The sequence below is a fragment of the Psychrobacter glaciei genome, from assembly GCF_014652895.1.
In the GTDB taxonomy this organism is placed as follows: Bacteria; Pseudomonadota; Gammaproteobacteria; order Pseudomonadales; family Moraxellaceae; genus Psychrobacter; species Psychrobacter glaciei.
The window spans coordinates 83,280-100,526 of record NZ_BMZR01000004.1 but is presented as its reverse complement, the minus strand read 5'-3'; the positions used below and the strand labels follow the sequence as shown (position 1 = coordinate 100,526).

15 protein-coding genes are annotated in these 17,247 nt (G+C 43.4%); 10 read left to right on the top strand and 5 right to left on the bottom strand.

Translation table 11 applies throughout. The features are described from left to right. Positions 1-11: 11 nt before the first annotated feature. The 5 genes from IE130_RS10310 to IE130_RS10290 all read left to right on the top strand — a co-directional run bounded on the left by IE130_RS10310 (position 12) and on the right by IE130_RS10290 (position 5,202). On the top strand, positions 12-665 hold the full coding sequence (locus IE130_RS10310; protein ID WP_189585512.1) for a UPF0149 family protein: 654 nt from the start codon (positions 12-14) through the stop codon (positions 663-665). Between the two features lie 33 nt (positions 666-698). Further along, positions 699-1,946, top strand: a complete 1,248-nt coding sequence (argE, locus tag IE130_RS10305; protein WP_189585509.1) for an acetylornithine deacetylase — start codon at positions 699-701, stop codon at positions 1,944-1,946. Between the two features lie 143 nt (positions 1,947-2,089). Then, positions 2,090-2,824, top strand: a complete 735-nt coding sequence (locus IE130_RS10300; protein ID WP_189585506.1) for a LysE family translocator — start codon at positions 2,090-2,092, stop codon at positions 2,822-2,824. A 777-nt stretch (positions 2,825-3,601) separates the two neighbouring features. Beyond that, positions 3,602-4,816 (top strand): RtcB family protein, encoded by a 1,215-nt coding sequence (locus tag IE130_RS10295; RefSeq protein WP_189585503.1) that lies wholly within the window; start codon positions 3,602-3,604, stop codon positions 4,814-4,816. Positions 4,817-4,965: 149 nt separating this feature from the next. Continuing rightward, the gene (locus tag IE130_RS10290) at positions 4,966-5,202 is read left to right on the top strand and encodes a hypothetical protein (protein WP_227669883.1); all 237 of its coding nucleotides are present in this window, start codon (positions 4,966-4,968) and stop codon (positions 5,200-5,202) included. Positions 5,203-5,294: 92 nt separating this feature from the next. On the opposite strand, the gene miaB is transcribed toward IE130_RS10290, so the two are convergent. After that, positions 5,295-6,788, bottom strand: coding sequence for a tRNA (N6-isopentenyl adenosine(37)-C2)-methylthiotransferase MiaB (gene miaB, locus IE130_RS10285; protein WP_189585500.1), 1,494 nt, complete (start codon positions 6,786-6,788; stop codon positions 5,295-5,297). A 347-nt stretch (positions 6,789-7,135) separates the two neighbouring features. Here miaB and IE130_RS10280 point away from each other — a divergent pair, with 347 nt between their 5' ends. The 4 genes from IE130_RS10280 to IE130_RS10265 all read left to right on the top strand — a co-directional run bounded on the left by IE130_RS10280 (position 7,136) and on the right by IE130_RS10265 (position 12,193). Then, the gene (locus tag IE130_RS10280; RefSeq protein WP_189585497.1) at positions 7,136-9,256 is read left to right on the top strand and encodes a lytic transglycosylase domain-containing protein; all 2,121 of its coding nucleotides are present in this window, start codon (positions 7,136-7,138) and stop codon (positions 9,254-9,256) included. Between the two features lie 360 nt (positions 9,257-9,616). Next, positions 9,617-10,393: a ribonuclease T2 gene (locus tag IE130_RS10275; RefSeq protein ID WP_227669882.1), complete on the top strand. Its 777-nt coding sequence runs from the start codon at positions 9,617-9,619 to the stop codon at positions 10,391-10,393. Positions 10,394-10,695: 302 nt separating this feature from the next. Then, on the top strand, positions 10,696-11,685 hold the full coding sequence (locus tag IE130_RS10270; protein ID WP_189585494.1) for a malate dehydrogenase: 990 nt from the start codon (positions 10,696-10,698) through the stop codon (positions 11,683-11,685). Positions 11,686-11,953: 268 nt separating this feature from the next. Then, positions 11,954-12,193, top strand: a complete 240-nt coding sequence (locus IE130_RS10265) for a DUF2789 domain-containing protein (protein WP_189585491.1) — start codon at positions 11,954-11,956, stop codon at positions 12,191-12,193. A gap of 151 nt (positions 12,194-12,344) precedes the next feature. Here IE130_RS10265 and ribF read toward each other — a convergent pair whose 3' ends face one another. Further along, positions 12,345-13,385, bottom strand: coding sequence for a riboflavin biosynthesis protein RibF (ribF, locus tag IE130_RS10260; protein ID WP_227676197.1), 1,041 nt, complete (start codon positions 13,383-13,385; stop codon positions 12,345-12,347). Between the two features lie 253 nt (positions 13,386-13,638). Between ribF and IE130_RS10255 the strand changes: the two genes are divergently transcribed. Beyond that, positions 13,639-14,247 (top strand): GNAT family N-acetyltransferase, encoded by a 609-nt coding sequence (locus tag IE130_RS10255; RefSeq protein WP_189585488.1) that lies wholly within the window; start codon positions 13,639-13,641, stop codon positions 14,245-14,247. 11 nt (positions 14,248-14,258) lie between these two features. On the opposite strand, the gene IE130_RS10250 is transcribed toward IE130_RS10255, so the two are convergent. The 3 genes from IE130_RS10250 to IE130_RS10240 form a co-directional block, all read right to left on the bottom strand. Then, positions 14,259-14,879: a nuclear transport factor 2 family protein gene (locus IE130_RS10250; RefSeq protein ID WP_227676196.1), complete on the bottom strand. Its 621-nt coding sequence runs from the start codon at positions 14,877-14,879 to the stop codon at positions 14,259-14,261. Positions 14,880-15,006: 127 nt separating this feature from the next. After that, positions 15,007-16,557, bottom strand: a complete 1,551-nt coding sequence (gene murJ, locus IE130_RS10245; RefSeq protein ID WP_189585485.1) for a murein biosynthesis integral membrane protein MurJ — start codon at positions 16,555-16,557, stop codon at positions 15,007-15,009. Between the two features lie 158 nt (positions 16,558-16,715). After that, complete coding sequence (locus IE130_RS10240) at positions 16,716-17,234, bottom strand: hypothetical protein (RefSeq protein ID WP_189585482.1); 519 nt, start codon at positions 17,232-17,234, stop codon at positions 16,716-16,718. Positions 17,235-17,247 lie beyond the last annotated feature (13 nt).

Genomic DNA, 17,247 nt, shown 5'->3' with positions numbered 1-17,247 from the left:
GGACATCTATTATGAATGATAATATCTCTGGCTGGAATACATGGCTGACTGCATTTGATGATTGGACTGATGTGTCTATCAGTGAGGTACACGGCTTGATGACAGGGCTGATGACCGCCTGCGATGCACCTGATGAAAAGGTATGGGCGAAGGTGTTTGAAGAGCTGAGCTTCGCCGCTTTACCAGAGCCTGCATTGACCTTGTTGACAGAAGAAGCTGAAGATATAGTGTTCCAGCTCAAAGACAAAGACGATGCCTACTCTTATACGCCATTAGTCCCAGATGATGAACATGATTTATACGAGCGCGTGATGGCACTGAAACAGTGGGCAAATGGCTTTATGACCGGCTTTGGCATTACTGATTGCCGTCTAAGTAGCGAAGAAAACGAGATGCTATCGGATTTGGCTAAAATCGGTGGGATTCGATTAGAAGACGATGAAGACTTTGAAGGTGGTGAAGAGTCTTACCTGCATGTTTATGAATTTGCGCGTATGGTACCAGTGAGCTTTGCCACTCGCCAACGTAAGCCTGTCAAAGATATCGCCTTGATTTCTGGACTTGCCATTGATGCCAAAACCACCAAAGAGTTGCAAGCTGAAGGTAAGGTGTCAAAACCAATGCCGCCAGTTGTTGATATTATGAACCAACACAATCCCTCATAATACGAGTATCACGTATCATAATAAGGATGTTTTATGACTATACAGAGTAGTAACGATGATGCCAGTCAAGTATTGGCTGATGCTCATTATCCCACCCAAAGTATCGATTGGCTAACGCGCTTAATTGGCTTTGATACGGTCAGTCGTCATTCTAATTTGGCTTTGATTGAAGACGTAAAAGCTTACTGCGAGCAATTGGGTTTGAGCGTCGATTTGACCTTTAATGAAGCCAAAAATAAGGCCAATTTATTCGTCACTGTGCCAGCAGGGGCAAATGCTGACCACGTCAATCATGGTCTCGTGCTATCTGGTCATACCGATGTGGTGCCAGTCGACGGTCAAGACTGGACGTCTGAGCCTTTCACAGCAACCATTCGTGGTGACAAGCTGTATGGTCGCGGCGCTTGTGATATGAAAGGCTTTATCGCTTGTGCGCTGACGATGTTGCCACAAGCGGTAAAACTATCTAATGCAGGCCAGCTGCGTCGCCCATTGCATTTGGCATTATCATTCGACGAAGAGATTGGCTGTCTAGGCGCGCCATTGATATTGGCAGATTTAAAGGCGCGCGGTATAACCCCTGATTATTGTATCGTCGGTGAGCCAACTAATATGGCTATGGTGGTGGCACATAAAGGCATTGCGGTTTATCGTTGCCGTGTGCATGGTAAGTCAGCGCATTCTTCATTGATTGCACAAGGGGTCAATGCCATTAGCTATGCCAGCCGATTGGTGGGCTATGTCGATACGCTTGCCGAAGAGCTAAGTACTCGTAACGGTGCTCTTGAAGATGGGGACGAGATATTCACTGTGCCTTACTCAACGTTGTCAGTAGGTACCATCCATGGTGGTACGGCCACCAATATCGTGCCCAATCTGTGCGAGTTTACCTTTGATTATCGTAATCTGCCGCATATGACGCAAGACGATGTACTGGAACCTATTCAAGCCAAGATTGCGGAATTAAATGCGCAAATGCAAGCCCGCGCGCCAGAGACTGGCATTGAGCTGATGCAAGAAGAAAGCGTACCGGCAATGACTGATAATGATAGTGCTGAACTACAATCATTGATCGCTGCATTGACAGGGGATGATGAGCGTCATAAAGTGGCTTACGCGACTGAAGGCGGTCAATTTACCAATGCAGGTATTCCAACAATCATCTGTGGACCTGGTAGTATTGAACAAGCTCATAAGGCGGATGAATACGTTGAACTTAACGAAATTGTACGTTGTGATGGGTTTTTGCAGAAGCTGTTAAATAGTTGTGCGGTCAATTAGTAGATTGAGAAGCAAGTGATTGTTTTTTCATCTAACTTTTTATCTAAGTTGGCATAAAACACACCGTCTATATGGCGGTGTTTATTTTTTGCCTCTTTTTCATGTTTTAAGTTTATTTCAAATAAAAGAGTAGGGGTTGGTTGATGTCTTGGCACCTGTTTGCGGTATTTTTTGCGAGTACGTTTTTTATCTCAGCGACCCCAGGTCCCAATATGCTGCTAGCATTCCAGTATGGTATGAATTACGGCGTGAAGCGCACATTGTGGACGCTGGCAGGTTTAAGCCTTGGGTTGTTTGTGCTACTGCTTTCCACATTGCTTGGCTTGGATGTGATCAGTCGCCAGTCACCTTGGTTGCTGACGATCATCAAAGCCGTTGGCGCGGCATACTTGATTTATCTGGGTATTAGCTCATGGCGTGATGCTGGCAATGGCAGCTTGATGAGTGATGCTCGTGAAATGAGCGAAGAAGTCGCGGCTGACTATCCTTCTTCTGATAGTAAAGATACAGTTGGTACACCGCAGCCGCGCTCACTCTCCAGTGCTGCTGCTAAAGCTGCCCCAAGTAATATGACTTTGTTTCGTACTGGCGTCTGGGTATCGTTGTCCAATCCAAAAGCCATTTTGTTCTTTGCTGCCTTTTTTCCTAAATTCATCAATTTCAGCGCGCCATTATGGCCACAATATATCTTACTGACCATCGGCTTGTTTTTGAGTGAGACAATTTGGCAGATCATTTATACGTTGGGCGGTAAGAAGCTGGCAAGTTGGCTCGATGTGGGTAATCGCTTGGCTTGGCTCAATCGTGGTTGCGGGGTGATATTTATCATCATTGCTGCTGCTTTATTGGCTGAAGTTATAAATAGTTTTATGGTTTAAAGATTTCTGAGTTCTGTGTTTAAAATAAGAGTTTCAATGAAATATAATTTTTTCTATAAAGTAAAATTAATTATTGACTTTATTTTTTAAATCGTTATTATTAGCAATATTGATTTATTAGCTTCTATGTAAGCGATAAATCATTCCAATAAACCTGCTACTATTGTCTACAATAATTAGCCACAACCTATGGAGGAATCATCGTGTCCTATTTAACTACCAAGACGTTTTTAAAGACTGAATGTGTAAACTACATGACAGCAATGACAACTTCGAAAAGGTTTGGCTGAATCTATATACAAGCTATTGAATGATATCCTATTGAATGATATCAACGCATAGCCTTCTGTATTTACTTGTGCTATCCCTCTTCTAAGTCTACTGTGCCAAAATCGCTCTGCGATCGTGCTAAGCCATATTGCGCCTGCTGTTATCTGTTTACCTAACATTTTTCTTCACCGTCATTGCTAATAGAGTGCTTCATGCTATTATTTAGCTGATACTTTTCTATGCGTATAGCATTTACGCAATGGGCAGCGGTTTTGAACCATGTAACCTTTCTTTAAAACGTCCATCATAAATTAACCATGAATTTTTATTGATTTTTTATTTAATAAAAAGACGGTATTTTATTACCTAAATTTTATAGATTGTTAAAAAACTACTTATTAAACGTTATGTTTAATTGAGATAGATAAGTAATATCTAAAAATCATAATAGTCAAAATAAAAATATTTTGTATGGTTATTAAAATAATAAAATGGAAGTAATAGATAATGAGCATTAAATTAATATTAAACGAAAATCGTAAGCACGGCGTACCCGTCAAGATTTATACCTCGGACGTTGAGCAAGGTGCGATGCAGCAACTACGCAATTTAGCTCAGTTGGAGTTTGTGCACTCACATATTGCAGTGATGCCCGATGTGCACGTTGGCAAAGGCGCAACAGTCGGCAGTGTGATTCCGACCAAGTCCGCCATCATTCCTGCCGCAGTCGGTGTAGATATTGGCTGCGGTATGAATGCAGTACGTTTGTCCCTGACGGCAAGTGATTTGCCTGATAGCTTGAGGTCATTGCGGTCGATCGTTGAACAGCAAGTGCCTGTTGGGTTCAACATGCACAAGCAAATCCAAGCCAAGAACTCAACGCTTGATCCGCTAGGTAAGCGATTAAAACCGATTACTGATAAGCACCCAGGTTTGCTTAAAATGCTCAAAGGTTTTGAGCGTACGTGGGCGAAGCAGTTGGGAACACTCGGCGGTGGCAATCATTTCATTGAGCTGTGCTTGGATGAAAACAATGATGTCTGGGTAATGCTGCACTCTGGCAGCCGCGGCATAGGTAACTGTATCGGCCAGTACTTTATTAACCTTGCCAAAAAAGAACGTCAATCGCGCTTCGGTCATGTGCCAGATCGAGATTTGTCTTACTTTGCCGAAGGGTCTGATAGTTTTGCTGATTATGTCGAAGCAGTGGGCTGGGCGCAGGACTACGCGCTTGAAAACCGCCGTGAGATGATGCGTTTAGTCATTAAGTCATTGCAGTCGCCACAAGCGGGATTACCACGGTTTCAGCTGACCAAAGAAGCTATTAATTGTCATCATAACTATGTCAATGAAGAGGTGCATTTCGGTGAGCAAGTCTATGTGACCCGCAAAGGTGCCATTAGTGCTTATGCTGGTGAGCTCGGCATTATCCCAGGCTCTATGGGCGCAAAATCCTTTATCGTACGTGGTCTGGGCGAGGCTGAATCGTTTTGCTCATGTTCACATGGGGCAGGGCGACAGATGAGCCGAGGTAAGGCCATGCGAGCGTTCACTATCGATGAGCTAAAAGCGCAGACGGATGGTGTCGAATGTCGCAAAGATAAAGGCGTCATCGATGAAATACCTGGCGCGTATAAAGACATTGATGAAGTGATGGCCAATCAAATGGATTTGGTTGAGGTGGTGCATACGCTAAAGCAGGTCATGTGTATTAAAGGCTAATGAGTAAAACCATAGCGAGTCACGACGGTGTCAACCGAGCTAAATGTACTAAGTGTACTATTTGCGCTCGATTTCCTAATCGTGGTCTCACTATGGGGCCACTCGAATATATAAAATAGATTTAGATAGATTAAAATATAGGTAAAAATATGAGCTTAAAAGAAACTTTAAAAAAGGCCAAACAGATTGAACGGCAGTTAGAGCAGCAAGCTGAAACAGGTACACAGCAATCGCTAGGCACAGTTAAGCCGCGCAACTATTTGGCGCTTGATCCACTATTAAGAAAGGGTGGTATTCACGAAAAGGAGGATATCGATATCGTTCGCAAAAAACGCCGCCGTGAGACTAAGCAGCAATTGCGTCAAACGGATTGGTTGTCAGAGTAGCCATCGTTCATCTTAATCTTAAATTTAAACAACAAAAAAGCCGTTCGCTATTATAGTGAACGGCTTTTTTATTCAAGCTTATAACTTAACCACTATGCCAATATTTCGATTAGCTCACCTTTTACCATGTGCGGGCTGACGAAATCAGTAATACGTACGCTCACAAGTTTACCTAACATCTCATCCATTTTCTCGACATCATGAGGGAACATGACGGTACGGGTGTTATCCGCCGTACCGATTAAGCAATCAGGATGACGGTTGGCAACTTGTTCAACCAAGACACGAGTCGTAGTGCCGACCATCTCATGGGTTTTGGCAAGTGTTGAATCAATGATGACTTTTTGAAATTCTGCCAAGCGCTCCTTTTTAGTTTTGAAGCTCACATCATCTGGCAATTCTGCCGCTGGCGTGCCTGGACGCTTAGAGTAGATAAAGCTGTAAGAGTGATCGAAGTTCAATTCTTTTGCTAGATTTAAAGTATCTTGGAAATCTTGATCGGTCTCACCAGGGAAGCCAATGATAAAGTCGCTCGATAAGTGAATATCAGGACGAATGGCTTTAAGCTTATTAATCTGATTGATATACACATCGATTGTATGGTTGCGCTTCATCGCTGCCAAGATAGCATTCGAGCCACTCTGAACAGGCAGATGCAAGTGAGACACCAGCTCTGGCAATTGTGCATACGCATCAATGATGTCATCAGTGAATTCAAGCGGATGGCTGGTCGTATAGCGAATACGCTCAACACCATCGACATGCGAGACATAATGTAACAGCTCAGCGAAACGGCAAATGCTGCCATCGTCTTTTTCACCGCGATAGCCGTTGACGTTTTGACCGAGCAGGTTGATTTCACGCACCCCTTGTTCGGCAAGGCTATCAATCTCAGCCAATACGTCATCGAGTGGGCGCGATAACTCTTCACCGCGGGTATAAGGTACGACGCAAAATGAGCAATACTTTGAGCAACCTTCCATAATAGAGACAAAGGCTTTAAAGCCTTCTACTCTTGGCTCAGGCAAAAAATCAAACTTTTCGATGCTAGGAAAGGACACATCAATCGTACCAATACGGTTTTTAGGCGCGATATCACGCTGCTCGTTTGACTGATCATACAGCTCTGGCAAGCGATGCAAGGTTTGTGGGCCGAATACCATATCGACGTAAGGCGCACGTTTTTGAATGTTATCGCCTTCTTGCGAAGCCACACAACCACCGACACCAATGACGAGGTCAGGGCGTTTTTCTTTTAGTTTGCGCCAGCGACCCAATTCTGAAAACACTTTTTCTTGTGCTTTTTCGCGGATAGAGCAAGTGTTCATTAGTAGTACATCGGCCTCATCGATGTCATGAGTCACTTCCATGCCATGAGAATCGCCTAGCACGTCTAGCATTTTGCCAGAGTCATAGACATTCATCTGACAGCCTTGGGTGGTGACAAAGACCTTTTTGGTCACTGCTTTTTCGACGGGTGCTTGGGCTGAACTTGCTTCTTTGAGTGCAGTGACAGCAGGCGCAGTAGCAGTTGTCTCAGCAACAGCAGCGTCATTGATGCGGGGATTAAATACAGTAACACTCATAAGGATAAGTCCATGATTGACTAAAAATATAGCAGGGTAGCCGATTAACAGGTGGCATATTTTATCACAACCCTCTGCCAATGTGAAAAATTAGCACAGGCTATTGGTCATCAATATGATAAACAATTCATAGCAGTATCAATTATTTACTAGAATTAGCAGTGCTTTTGACAAAAACTGCGACTAGACATCATTTCTATGTTACACCGTACTGTCCTATTTATTAACAAAAGGTAAAGGAGATAGTTGAAAGTACAATGAATATAGTATGATGAGTGCTATAACCTTGGCGATACTTAGCGAATCGCTATTCACTTATTTGTAGAGATATCATGAAGAGAGTCAGTATGACAAAGTTGCGTGTTGCTCATAGCATCAAGGATGAAAAGTCTACCAGTAAAAAGCACGCGTCCAAGCGGCTCACATCCGGTACGCTACGGATGAGCGCGCTGAGTGTAGCGACAGCAGTGAGTGCGCTAGGCATATCGCAAGTTGCTTGTGCAGAGCTGACATGGGGTGATAACGACAGCTATCAGCCAGAAAGTAATTATCAACAAGACAGCAGTGTTGACTCATTTACAGCCGCTGCCATCGCAGCAGATCGCGGTGATGTCAGTGCACTTTATAATTACGAACAAATGATGAGCGGCGGTTTGTTTGCGATGTATCCTACTTATTGGCGGATGAATCTAGACCTTAACTCACAAAGTTCAGCGGCGGTATCGCAGTTTGTACGTCAGTATCCTGATACTGTCATGGCTGAGAAATTGGTTGCGGATTTTGCTGAGACCAAAGCGGGGTCAAACGATTATGCCTCAGTCAGACAAGTGGCAAACTTGATTACCAATGCCGATGCTAGCGAGCGCTGTGCCGTTGCGCTTGGGTTCAATAATGGCGGTGATACCATGCGCGCCATGGCAGCCAAGTCTGATGTATGGCTGACCACCCAAAAACAGCCTGCCTTGTGTGATCAGCTAGCGATGGAGATGAATAACAACGCGCTGATTAGTAATCAAGATCGTGCTGCTCGTCTGAAACGTATGCTACGCAAAGGCAAAACTGGCGATATTATGGCGTTGTCATCACGCCTTGGTACACCGATTGCTTATTCTGCTTTGAGTGAGATTCAGCTAAATCCTTCATCATTCTTTACCAGTTTTGGTCGTGAGCCTGCCAGTCAGACCAATCAGTATCTCTATCTGTATGCGATAGGCCGTATCGCTGACAAGTCTTATCGTGAGGCAGCATTACAGTTAGATTTTGATATCAAACAAGACAATCAGCGCTCAGTCAAACTATTGAACGATGAGACCCGTCGCTATGCTTATCGTACCCTTGGGGTACAGCGTATGAATCATAATACTGACGATGGTTTTAACGCTGAAGCAGTTGATTGGTTCCGCAACAGTTTAGATGACGATTTTAACTTCGAAGAAGCTGAAGACTATGCCATGGCAGCGATTCGCTTTGGTCGTTGGGACGATGTGGTCGAAGCCATCTCAAAAATGGATGGTGAAACTCAAAAAGGCAATCAGTGGCAGTATTGGCTGGCTCGCGCTTATGAGCAATCAGGCAATAGCAGTAAGAGTAATACTGCTAAGAAGATGTATCAAAACCTAGCAAAAAGCAATGATTACTATGGTCTGATGGCAAAAGACAGAATCGGTCAGCGTTTTGACGCCAGTCGCTTAGGCGGTAGCAACTTACCCAATGTTAGTACTGCCGATCGTGCCCGCGTCATGCAAGATGGAAACTTTGCTCGTGCCTTTGCTTTATATAACGCTGACGCTAGCCGCGCCTATGCCAACCGTGAGTGGAACTGGGCAGTCAAGCAAGCACGTGACAATCGTGATGACAATCTAATCATCGCTGCTGCTAGCTTGGCACATGACATGGGCTGGCTCGATCGGGCGATCTATGCCGTTGACAATACGGACAGAGTTGACAGCTTGGCATTATCGCATCCGATGCCGCACCAAGATGCCGTCGTTCGCTACAGCCAATCGGCGGGGATTGATCCGGCATGGGCTTATGGCATCATGCGTCAAGAGAGTCGATTTGTAGCCTCAGCACGCTCAGGTGTTGGTGCTAGTGGGTTGATGCAAGTCATGCCTGACACAGCAAAATATATTGCCCGTAATTTAGGTGAGACTTATAGTGCTAGCCGTGCCAACAGTGGTGATACCAATATCCGTTATGGTACTTGGTATATGGGGGATATTTTGGGCAAACTAAATTATCAGCCAGTATTGGCAACGGCGGGCTATAATGCTGGCCCTAATAATGCCAAGCGCTGGCAGCCGGTCTATGGTTCGTTAGCCGCTGATCAATACGTGGAGTCAATCGCTTTTCCTGAAACGCGCAATTATGTGAAACACGTAATGGAGAACGCTACGATTTATAGTAGCTTATTGGGTCGTAGTCAGCCGATTAGTCAACGTATGGGTACGGTGCCAGCTGCATTTTAGGTTGTTCATTTAGTAAAAAAGAAACCATTGACGATAGACTGTTAATGGTTTTTTTTATATCTATTTTTCAGCATTCATTTTTATTTGAACCAATGGGTTATTATTCTGCTATATAGAGGCTTGTATTCTCTCTGATTTCTATCTTGTTTTTAATACTTAAGCGATGTTTACGTTTCTGCTATAGATTAAAAAACGCATTTTGCTACCATTGCTTTAATTGTTGTCTGTATTTTTTTTGGTTTATTTTAAGCTTGGTTCAATGAATATTTATACTTTGAGCACCTTTATTTAAGCTTGCCCACTCTTTTATCGTTGCTAGATACCTAACTACTTATGATCAAAAAATATTTCAATTTGCCTATGTTATTGCAAGTAAATCGTCAGCTGTCGAATCAGACGCGGGTGGACACTCTGTCGGAACCAGTCACGATAAAGTTATCTACGAAGCTAAATGACAGTGCGATACGTAAAAAGGATGCGATAGGCAAAGAATATAAGGATAAAGGGTATACGGTGATGGGCGGGGTCGCCTTGTTATTGTTACAGAGTGTGATGATCATACCAGCGCAAGCGGCCAATGCCGTCAAGAGTGGTCAACGTGTGTTAATGATTGAGATGACGCCTGCATTATGTAGCTTGCAACCAACGCGAGTACGTATGCGCCAATGTCTAGAAGGGTATTCATTAACGGTATCAGGTTTGGACATGGGTTATGGCGAGCGCTGTGGGCGCGGTGTTGAGCCGCGCCTGACCCCATTACAACTAAAAGTTGTCAACCGTATCATGCCAGACACGACAGTGCGTAGCCAAGTATGGCAACATTATGGTGCTTGTAGCCCATTGAGCGCGAGTAGTTATTTTCGCCAAATAACCAACTATGCCGGCGCCCTAAAATTGCCCAACGAGCTCAATACTGGCAACAGTTATACCGTCTCAAAATCGCGTTTTATTGGACAAATGACTCGCCTTAATAGTGGCATGCCTGCTGCCAGCATTGATTTAATTTGCCAAGCGGGCAGTCGACGCCAAACGATATTAACCGATGTCCACGTTTGCTACGAAGGCAGTGAATTTGGTAGCTGCAGTGAAGTGGTAGATAATTGCGGCAAAAAGTTTATTATCTCAGGCGGTAAGTAACGCTCTTTTCAGCGAACGATGGATGAATATTGCTCATTTATAAATATCATCCTGATTAAGTAACTTCTGCTAAAGCTATTTTTTTATCACTTCCTCTTCATTCTCCATCCTTTATCTATAAAGGCTTGACCGATACCAATATCCTCTCGTATAAAATGTAACAATATAGTGAGGGATAGCGTTCGCGCTTTCTCTAGACGGTTAACGGGGGGAAGTGCTACACTATCTCTCGGTTTAAGACTGCTAGTGTTCAGTGAGCAAGTCGATATCTATAATGATAATCATCAATTAGGGAGTATTCAATGTCAATGAAACAGCCTTTACGTGTTGCCGTTACTGGCGCCGCTGGTAACATCAGCTATGCGATGCTATTCCGTATTGCATCTGGTGAGATGCTAGGTAAAGATCAGCCAGTTATTTTGCAGTTGCTTGAAATCACTCCAGCACTTGACGCCCTGAAGGGTGTGGTTATGGAACTAGAAGACTGTGCATTCCCATTATTAGCCGGTATCGTTCAAACTGATGATGCAAACGTTGCATTCAAAGATATCGATTATGCTTTGCTCGTTGGCGCTCGTCCGCGTGGCCCAGGTATGGAACGTAAAGATTTGCTAGAAGCCAACGCTGCGATTTTCTCAGCCCAAGGTAAAGCACTGAATGACGTAGCAAGCCGTGACGTTAAAGTATTGGTTGTGGGTAACCCTGCCAACACTAACGCACTTATCGCTCAGCGTAATGCACCAGATCTTGACCCACGTAACTTTACAGCGATGACTCGTTTGGATCACAACCGTGCCATGGCGCAGTTGGCTGGTAAAACTGACAGCACTGTCAATGACGTGAAAAAAATGATCATCTGGGGCAACCACTCATCAACTCAGTATCCAGATCTAACGGCTTGTACTGTTAATGGTAAGCCAGCATTAGATCTAGTTGATCGTACTTGGTACGAAGGCACTTATATCCCAGAAGTACAACAACGTGGTGCAGCGATTATTAAAGCTCGCGGTGCATCATCTGCTGCTTCTGCTGCCAATGCCGCTATCGCACACATGCGTACGTGGGCACTAGGTACTGATGAAAACGATTGGGTATCTATGGGTGTTTACTCAAACGGCGAGTATGGTATTGCCGAAGGCCTAATCTACTCATTCCCATGCACGTGCACTAACGGCGACTGGTCTATCGTAGACGGCGTTGATGTGTCATCTGATTTCTCAAAAGAGAAAATGGCAGCGACTGAGCAAGAGCTTAGCGAAGAGCGTGATGCGGTAGCTCATTTACTACCATAATCAAATAGCTTGCTAAAATTTTAGTGCTATTTGCAATCGTATTATGTATAAAAAGCCTTCTTGTTTGAAGGCTTTTTTACGTCTAAATATCTGTTATTTTTAACCGTTCCTATTAGATTGCTTTTAAGTGTTTGAGGCTCAACCATTAATACAATTGATAACGTTAGATAAACGTTGGTTAACAGTTATTAAAATAAAGCTTGCTACAATAAAGTGGTTAGCCTAAATAATAAATAAAACTAAAATTGCACCATATAAGGAGAAAAGTATGTTGGGTGAACCTGAATATAATATGAATGAGTTATTTGCTCAATTGGGACTTGATAGCTCAGATGAAGCGATTGATAACTTTGTTGAAAAACACCAATTGGCAAAAGAAGAAAAGCTAGTAGAGGCAAAAGTTTGGACAGACAATCAACGTGCTTTTTTACAAGAAGAATGGGAAAAAGATGCGAAATGGGTAGAAGTCATCGATGATTTAAACGTGCGTATGCATCCAGACGCGTAAAAAATAACCTAAAAGATAAGTTAATCTAAAAGACAAACAAGAAGTATAGAAAAGCAAAACCCACTACATTGTATTTAGAATGTCGTGGGTTTTTACTTTTCTATATCTTGAATGCAATGCGTATGATCTAAGTTCGAGACTTTCCTACATTCTAGTTAGGCTGCTCTGCTCGCCATTCAAGCAATGCTGTTACATCATTATGAATACCAACTTTTAGCGCCTCTAAGCCATCATAATGTCGTTCACCATGCAAATAATGTAAAAAACGAACCTGTAAATTTAGTCCATATAAATCAGCCTGCAATTCTGGGAAATGTACTTCTAAACGCCAGTCACTGCCTTTATCGACAGAGGGTCTAATACCAATACTGGCTGTGCCAAACAAGCTGTGTGGACGCAAACCTGTTACGCCTGATTTTCCGTTAATCACTTGCGTGGTCAAACCATTAGCGATGACTTTGCCATGGTCATCTAAACTGACCACATCGACGGCAAAGATACCATGCAAAGCAGGTTTTAAGCGCTGTAAATCGATATTAGCTGTAGGGAAGTCCATGGTGCGGCCTATCTGATCGCCACCAACAACTATGCCTGCAATCGCGTAATCACGACCAAGCAGCGTGTTAGCGGCGTCAATATCACCAGCCAATAACAAGTCACGAACGCGAGTGGAGCTAATACGGGAAGCCTTACCGCCGTTATCTATAACGGTATGCAGATTGGTCACATCCAAGCCATAATCCCGCAAAAACTGACTGTCGCCAGTACGGTCATGACCAAAGCGAAAGTCGTCACCCAGTACCAATGCTTTTACGTTCAAACGCTTAGCCAATATATCTGCAAATGCCTGTGCTGATAGCGAACGAAAATCAGTATCGAAGCTCGCTACAATCAAAGTCTCGACCCCATGCTCTGCTAGCAGCGCTTGCTTTTCGGCTAGATTGGTCAGGCGCGCGGGGGCAGTAGCGGGGGCAAAAAATTCACGAGGCTGTGGCTCAAATATCATGACGGCAGAGCCAAGATTTTGCGCTTGGGCAATCTCACGAACTTGAGCCAGCATCGCTTGATGACCCAGATGTACGCCATCGAAATTGCCGATAGTCAGCGCACAAGGTGCTAGATTTATCGGACTCGTATGTGCAGGCAAAGCGCTCGGCGACGCAATCAGTTGCTCAAGAAAATAGGTGTTCATAAGTTTTCAGCTATGATAAGACCAGATAAAAAACGAAAAAACACACCTATACTAACAATCGATGTGTCTAAAAGCAGCCATTATAAAGTAAAATAGCCCCACTAACATCCTATAGTCGACGCATAGTGAAAGTATCAGTCACTCAGCGTGGTCATTCTTTATGAATTATTTGTACTTGCTTGTGTTATCAGTATGACTATTATTCACTATTATCGATGATGCCGATAATAATGCTAAAAATTATGGAGATCTTATGTCTGATGTTGCCTTGAATGCTATATCAACTGATTTATCAACACATCAGCTCGCTGATCAGTTTATTGTGCAGCGTGCGAGTAAAGAAGATTTAGCAGAAGTCTTAGCCATTTATAATCAAAGCATACCTGCTAAACAAGCAACAGCTAACCTTGCATTGGTAACCGTAGATGAGCGAGCTGCTTGGTTTGATGAGCATCTAAGCAGTCCAACAAGGCCCATATATGTGGTCAAAACATTGCGAGGAGGGGATGATGCAGAGCAAGCGCAGTCGCCGATAATTGCATGGGGCAGCTATAGTGATTTGTATGCGCGGACAGCCTATCATATCAGCACTGAGATCAGCGTCTATCTAAATCAAGATTATCAGGGTCAAGGCCTAGGTAGCTTGTTGACACGCTGGATGTTGACGCAAGCGCCAAGCTTGGGCATTCGAAACATTATCGCGCTTGTCTTTGCTCACAATCAGCCAAGTTTAGGACTGTTCCGTAAACTTGGCTTTGAGCAGTGGGGCTACATGCCAAAAGTTTGCGATATGGAAGGGTTTATTGCTGATGTCGTGATGCTGGGTAAAGCAGTGACATCGGATGATGCTTCAGATAAGTAAGCTGAAATAGCTTAACCCAAGATCTTCCATTGACCTTCTATCTTCTGTAGCTGATAGGTCAATGGCGCAGGTTCGCTCTGTCCTTTGAGCATCAACTCACCAGTAATAGTGGCACGAGTCTTGTCATCATTATACTTGGTATCAGTGATAGTAACGCCATCGACAGTCTGCTGAAAAGCGGATTGTGTTTTGGCAAGTTCTTTTTCAAAATTCGCCATATCTACTTGATAGTATCCAACCGCTTCTTTTACATCGCCATAATATAAGCTATTTAGCGCCTGTTTGACGGTGTCTTCTGGCGTACCAGCTTCAGTCGGATTAGTCACTAAGCTTTTTTGTTTGGATGAAGCAGTGATTGGGTTGATGTTATCACTATCAATGGTTGTCTCATCTTTAGCACTATCCGTCATTTGCTCGCTTGCCACTGTGTTATTTGCATCAACGTCTGCCGTCTGATTGGCTGCATCGACTTCAGGGTTCCCAGCCACGGCAGCTGTATCGCTCGCTGTATTTGCGCTATCGGCTTCTACATTATCATTGTTGCTACACCCGCTGATTAGCAGTCCGGTGCTCAATACACCAGCAGTTAGTAGCATTGGTAAGCGTCGTAGCGTTGAATATTCGACTGTCATAGTAAACCTCAAATTTCATTTATTTATCAATAATCGATTATGACAACTATCAGCGGCATTCACTGTCAATTCTCATATTAAGCTTGTTTTGGTTTAGTAAGTCATTTATTCAGCGTTCACAAATAAATTAGCCATGCTTTAGCTGACGCGGACGGAAGCCTGTTGCTAATAACACCACCCCATAAACTAGGGCACCAACCGCACACATAATGAGCAGAGCCGCGATACGTCGCCACTGAGCCTCGTCGGCTGGGAAGTAAGGTAACATGATATAAAGGACAGCAATCATAGAAGCGGTAGAGATTGCAAACTGAGTAAACAGCTTTTTCCAGTGGCTGCCAAAACGGAAAATATCGCGCTTATGTAAGAAATAATATAATAAGCCCGCGTTGACGAAGGCCGCTCCTGTGGTCGCAAGGGCAAGACCACCATGCAGAGGTATCTCTAAAAAGTAAAATATTCCGATAAAAATCACACTAAAAACCATATTGGCAAAGACGGACACGATACCGATTTTTACTGGTGTTCTAGTGTCTTGACGGGCAAAAAACGCTGGCGCAAATATTTTAATGAGCATAAAGCCTAAAATACCACCCGCCATACTGCGTAATGCCAGCGAACTCATCTGCGCATCACGCAAGGTAAATTCACCGCGTAAAAACAGCGCTTGCATCAGCACATCAGCCAGTATAAATAAGGCTGCTGACGCTGGAACACCCACCAATATGATTAAACGTGCCGCCCAATCAATGGTTTTTTTAAAGCTAACATCGTCTTTTTTGGCTTCACTTTTCGACAAACTGGGCAAAATGACCGTACCAATCGCTACGCCAATCAGTCCTAACGGCAACTCACTCATACGTTCTGCCGCATAAAGCCAAGAAACCGAACCACCAATCATTAACGAGGCGAAAATAGTATTGAGGAGCAGATTGATCTGAGTGACAGAGACACCAAAGATAGCAGGCAGCATAAGTTTTAAGATGCGTTTAACGCCTTCGTGCTGAAAGTCAATCTTAGGTGCGACCAGCAACTTTTGTTGCCATAACTGCGGCAGCTGTATGAGGAACTGTAGCAAACCGGCGATTGCAACGGCATAACCGAGTGCCATAATCGGTGTGTCGAACATAGGGGCAAAAATTAATGCGCCGCCAATCATACATAAGTTCAACAGTACGGGTGCAAAAGCTGGCGCAGCAAAACGCCCGTAGCTTTGCAGAATACCGCTAGCAAAAGCAGTCATAGAAATAAATAATAAATAGGGAAAGGTAAGGCGCAGTAGCTCAGCCGTGATGGCAAATTTACCAGGTTGGTCAGCAAATCCGGGAGCAAATAACGTTACTACCCACGGCGCCATCAAAATGACGACCACAGTGAGCATCGATAGAATCAACAACAGGGCGCCTGAGGTACGACTGACTAATATCTGTACCTGTTGTAAGCTGTATTTTTCTTTATATTCCGACAGTACTGGCACGAAAGCTTGGCTAAAAGCGCCTTCAGCAAACAGACGGCGCAAAAAGTTAGGTATCTTAAAGGCGACCAAAAAGGCATCCATCAGACCACCTGCGCCAAACACCCCTAATAATACGACATCGCGTACCAGACCTAAGATACGGGACAGCATGGTCATGCTGCTGACGACCATGGTTGAGCGAAATAACCGACTTTTTGCCATGAGAACCTATTTTGCTAAGTTGTTTACTGAGTTGCTGTTATCAAAAAACTGACGGATTATAGCACTTTCATAATCGAGATAAATGGATTGGATGTGGAATATAGGGTTTTAAAAAAACGAGCATTATTATCTTAATGACAGCCCAGAGTGAAATAATTTCAAATTGTCTTGTAAATGTCATTTAAAAGATTGAATAGTTCTGAGCGTTTATTAATCATGGACTCTCTATAGCTAGTAGCATCACTTATTTCAAAAGGTTTATTAGTGTCTTTCACTCGATTGTAAAAATCTTTAATTAAATCGCCATACTCTCTTACTTGAACTGAGGCATCTTTATAGCCAAATAATAGCAATAGGGATTCCGATTTGGTTAATTCCTTAAAGCTATCAAAAAATTCATTTTGAGTTACTGACAGCTCATTCGGTTTTTCAATGGAACTATCTAGAATCAATCTTCTTCGCCAATCAGAAGATAGTGCCCAATACCTCAAAGTTATATGGTTAAAGTTTTCAACTTTTTCTGCAACTTCTTTTAACATCTCAAATTCACGTTCTACTTTAGATTTTTTGAGTTCATTACGATGTTGTGTTGAAGATAATAGAAAAGCAATAATGCCTGCTATCAATGCACCTAAACCTATTTTCACTGCTGAATCGACCACTTCAATCCAAGTCATAATGTTTCCAATC

Bases quoted from the DNA above. Each gene is read 5' to 3' on its own strand.
- IE130_RS10310 (WP_189585512.1), top strand. From the start codon at position 12: ATGAATGATAATATCTCTGGCTGGAATACATGGCTGACTGCATTTGAT.
- argE (WP_189585509.1), top strand. From the start codon at position 699: ATGACTATACAGAGTAGTAACGATGATGCCAGTCAAGTATTGGCTGAT.
- IE130_RS10290 (WP_227669883.1), top strand. From the start codon at position 4,966: ATGAGCTTAAAAGAAACTTTAAAAAAGGCCAAACAGATTGAACGGCAG.
- IE130_RS10275 (WP_227669882.1), top strand. From the start codon at position 9,617: ATGTTATTGCAAGTAAATCGTCAGCTGTCGAATCAGACGCGGGTGGAC.
- IE130_RS10280 (WP_189585497.1), top strand. From the start codon at position 7,136: ATGACAAAGTTGCGTGTTGCTCATAGCATCAAGGATGAAAAGTCTACC.
- miaB (WP_189585500.1), bottom strand. From the start codon at position 6,788: ATGAGTGTTACTGTATTTAATCCCCGCATCAATGACGCTGCTGTTGCT.
- IE130_RS10240 (WP_189585482.1), bottom strand. From the start codon at position 17,234: ATGACTTGGATTGAAGTGGTCGATTCAGCAGTGAAAATAGGTTTAGGT.
- IE130_RS10255 (WP_189585488.1), top strand. From the start codon at position 13,639: ATGTCTGATGTTGCCTTGAATGCTATATCAACTGATTTATCAACACAT.
- IE130_RS10265 (WP_189585491.1), top strand. From the start codon at position 11,954: ATGTTGGGTGAACCTGAATATAATATGAATGAGTTATTTGCTCAATTG.
- murJ (WP_189585485.1), bottom strand. From the start codon at position 16,557: ATGGCAAAAAGTCGGTTATTTCGCTCAACCATGGTCGTCAGCAGCATG.
- ribF (WP_227676197.1), bottom strand. From the start codon at position 13,385: ATGAACACCTATTTTCTTGAGCAACTGATTGCGTCGCCGAGCGCTTTG.
- IE130_RS10270 (WP_189585494.1), top strand. From the start codon at position 10,696: ATGTCAATGAAACAGCCTTTACGTGTTGCCGTTACTGGCGCCGCTGGT.
- IE130_RS10250 (WP_227676196.1), bottom strand. From the start codon at position 14,879: ATGACAGTCGAATATTCAACGCTACGACGCTTACCAATGCTACTAACT.
- IE130_RS10295 (WP_189585503.1), top strand. From the start codon at position 3,602: ATGAGCATTAAATTAATATTAAACGAAAATCGTAAGCACGGCGTACCC.
- IE130_RS10300 (WP_189585506.1), top strand. From the start codon at position 2,090: ATGTCTTGGCACCTGTTTGCGGTATTTTTTGCGAGTACGTTTTTTATC.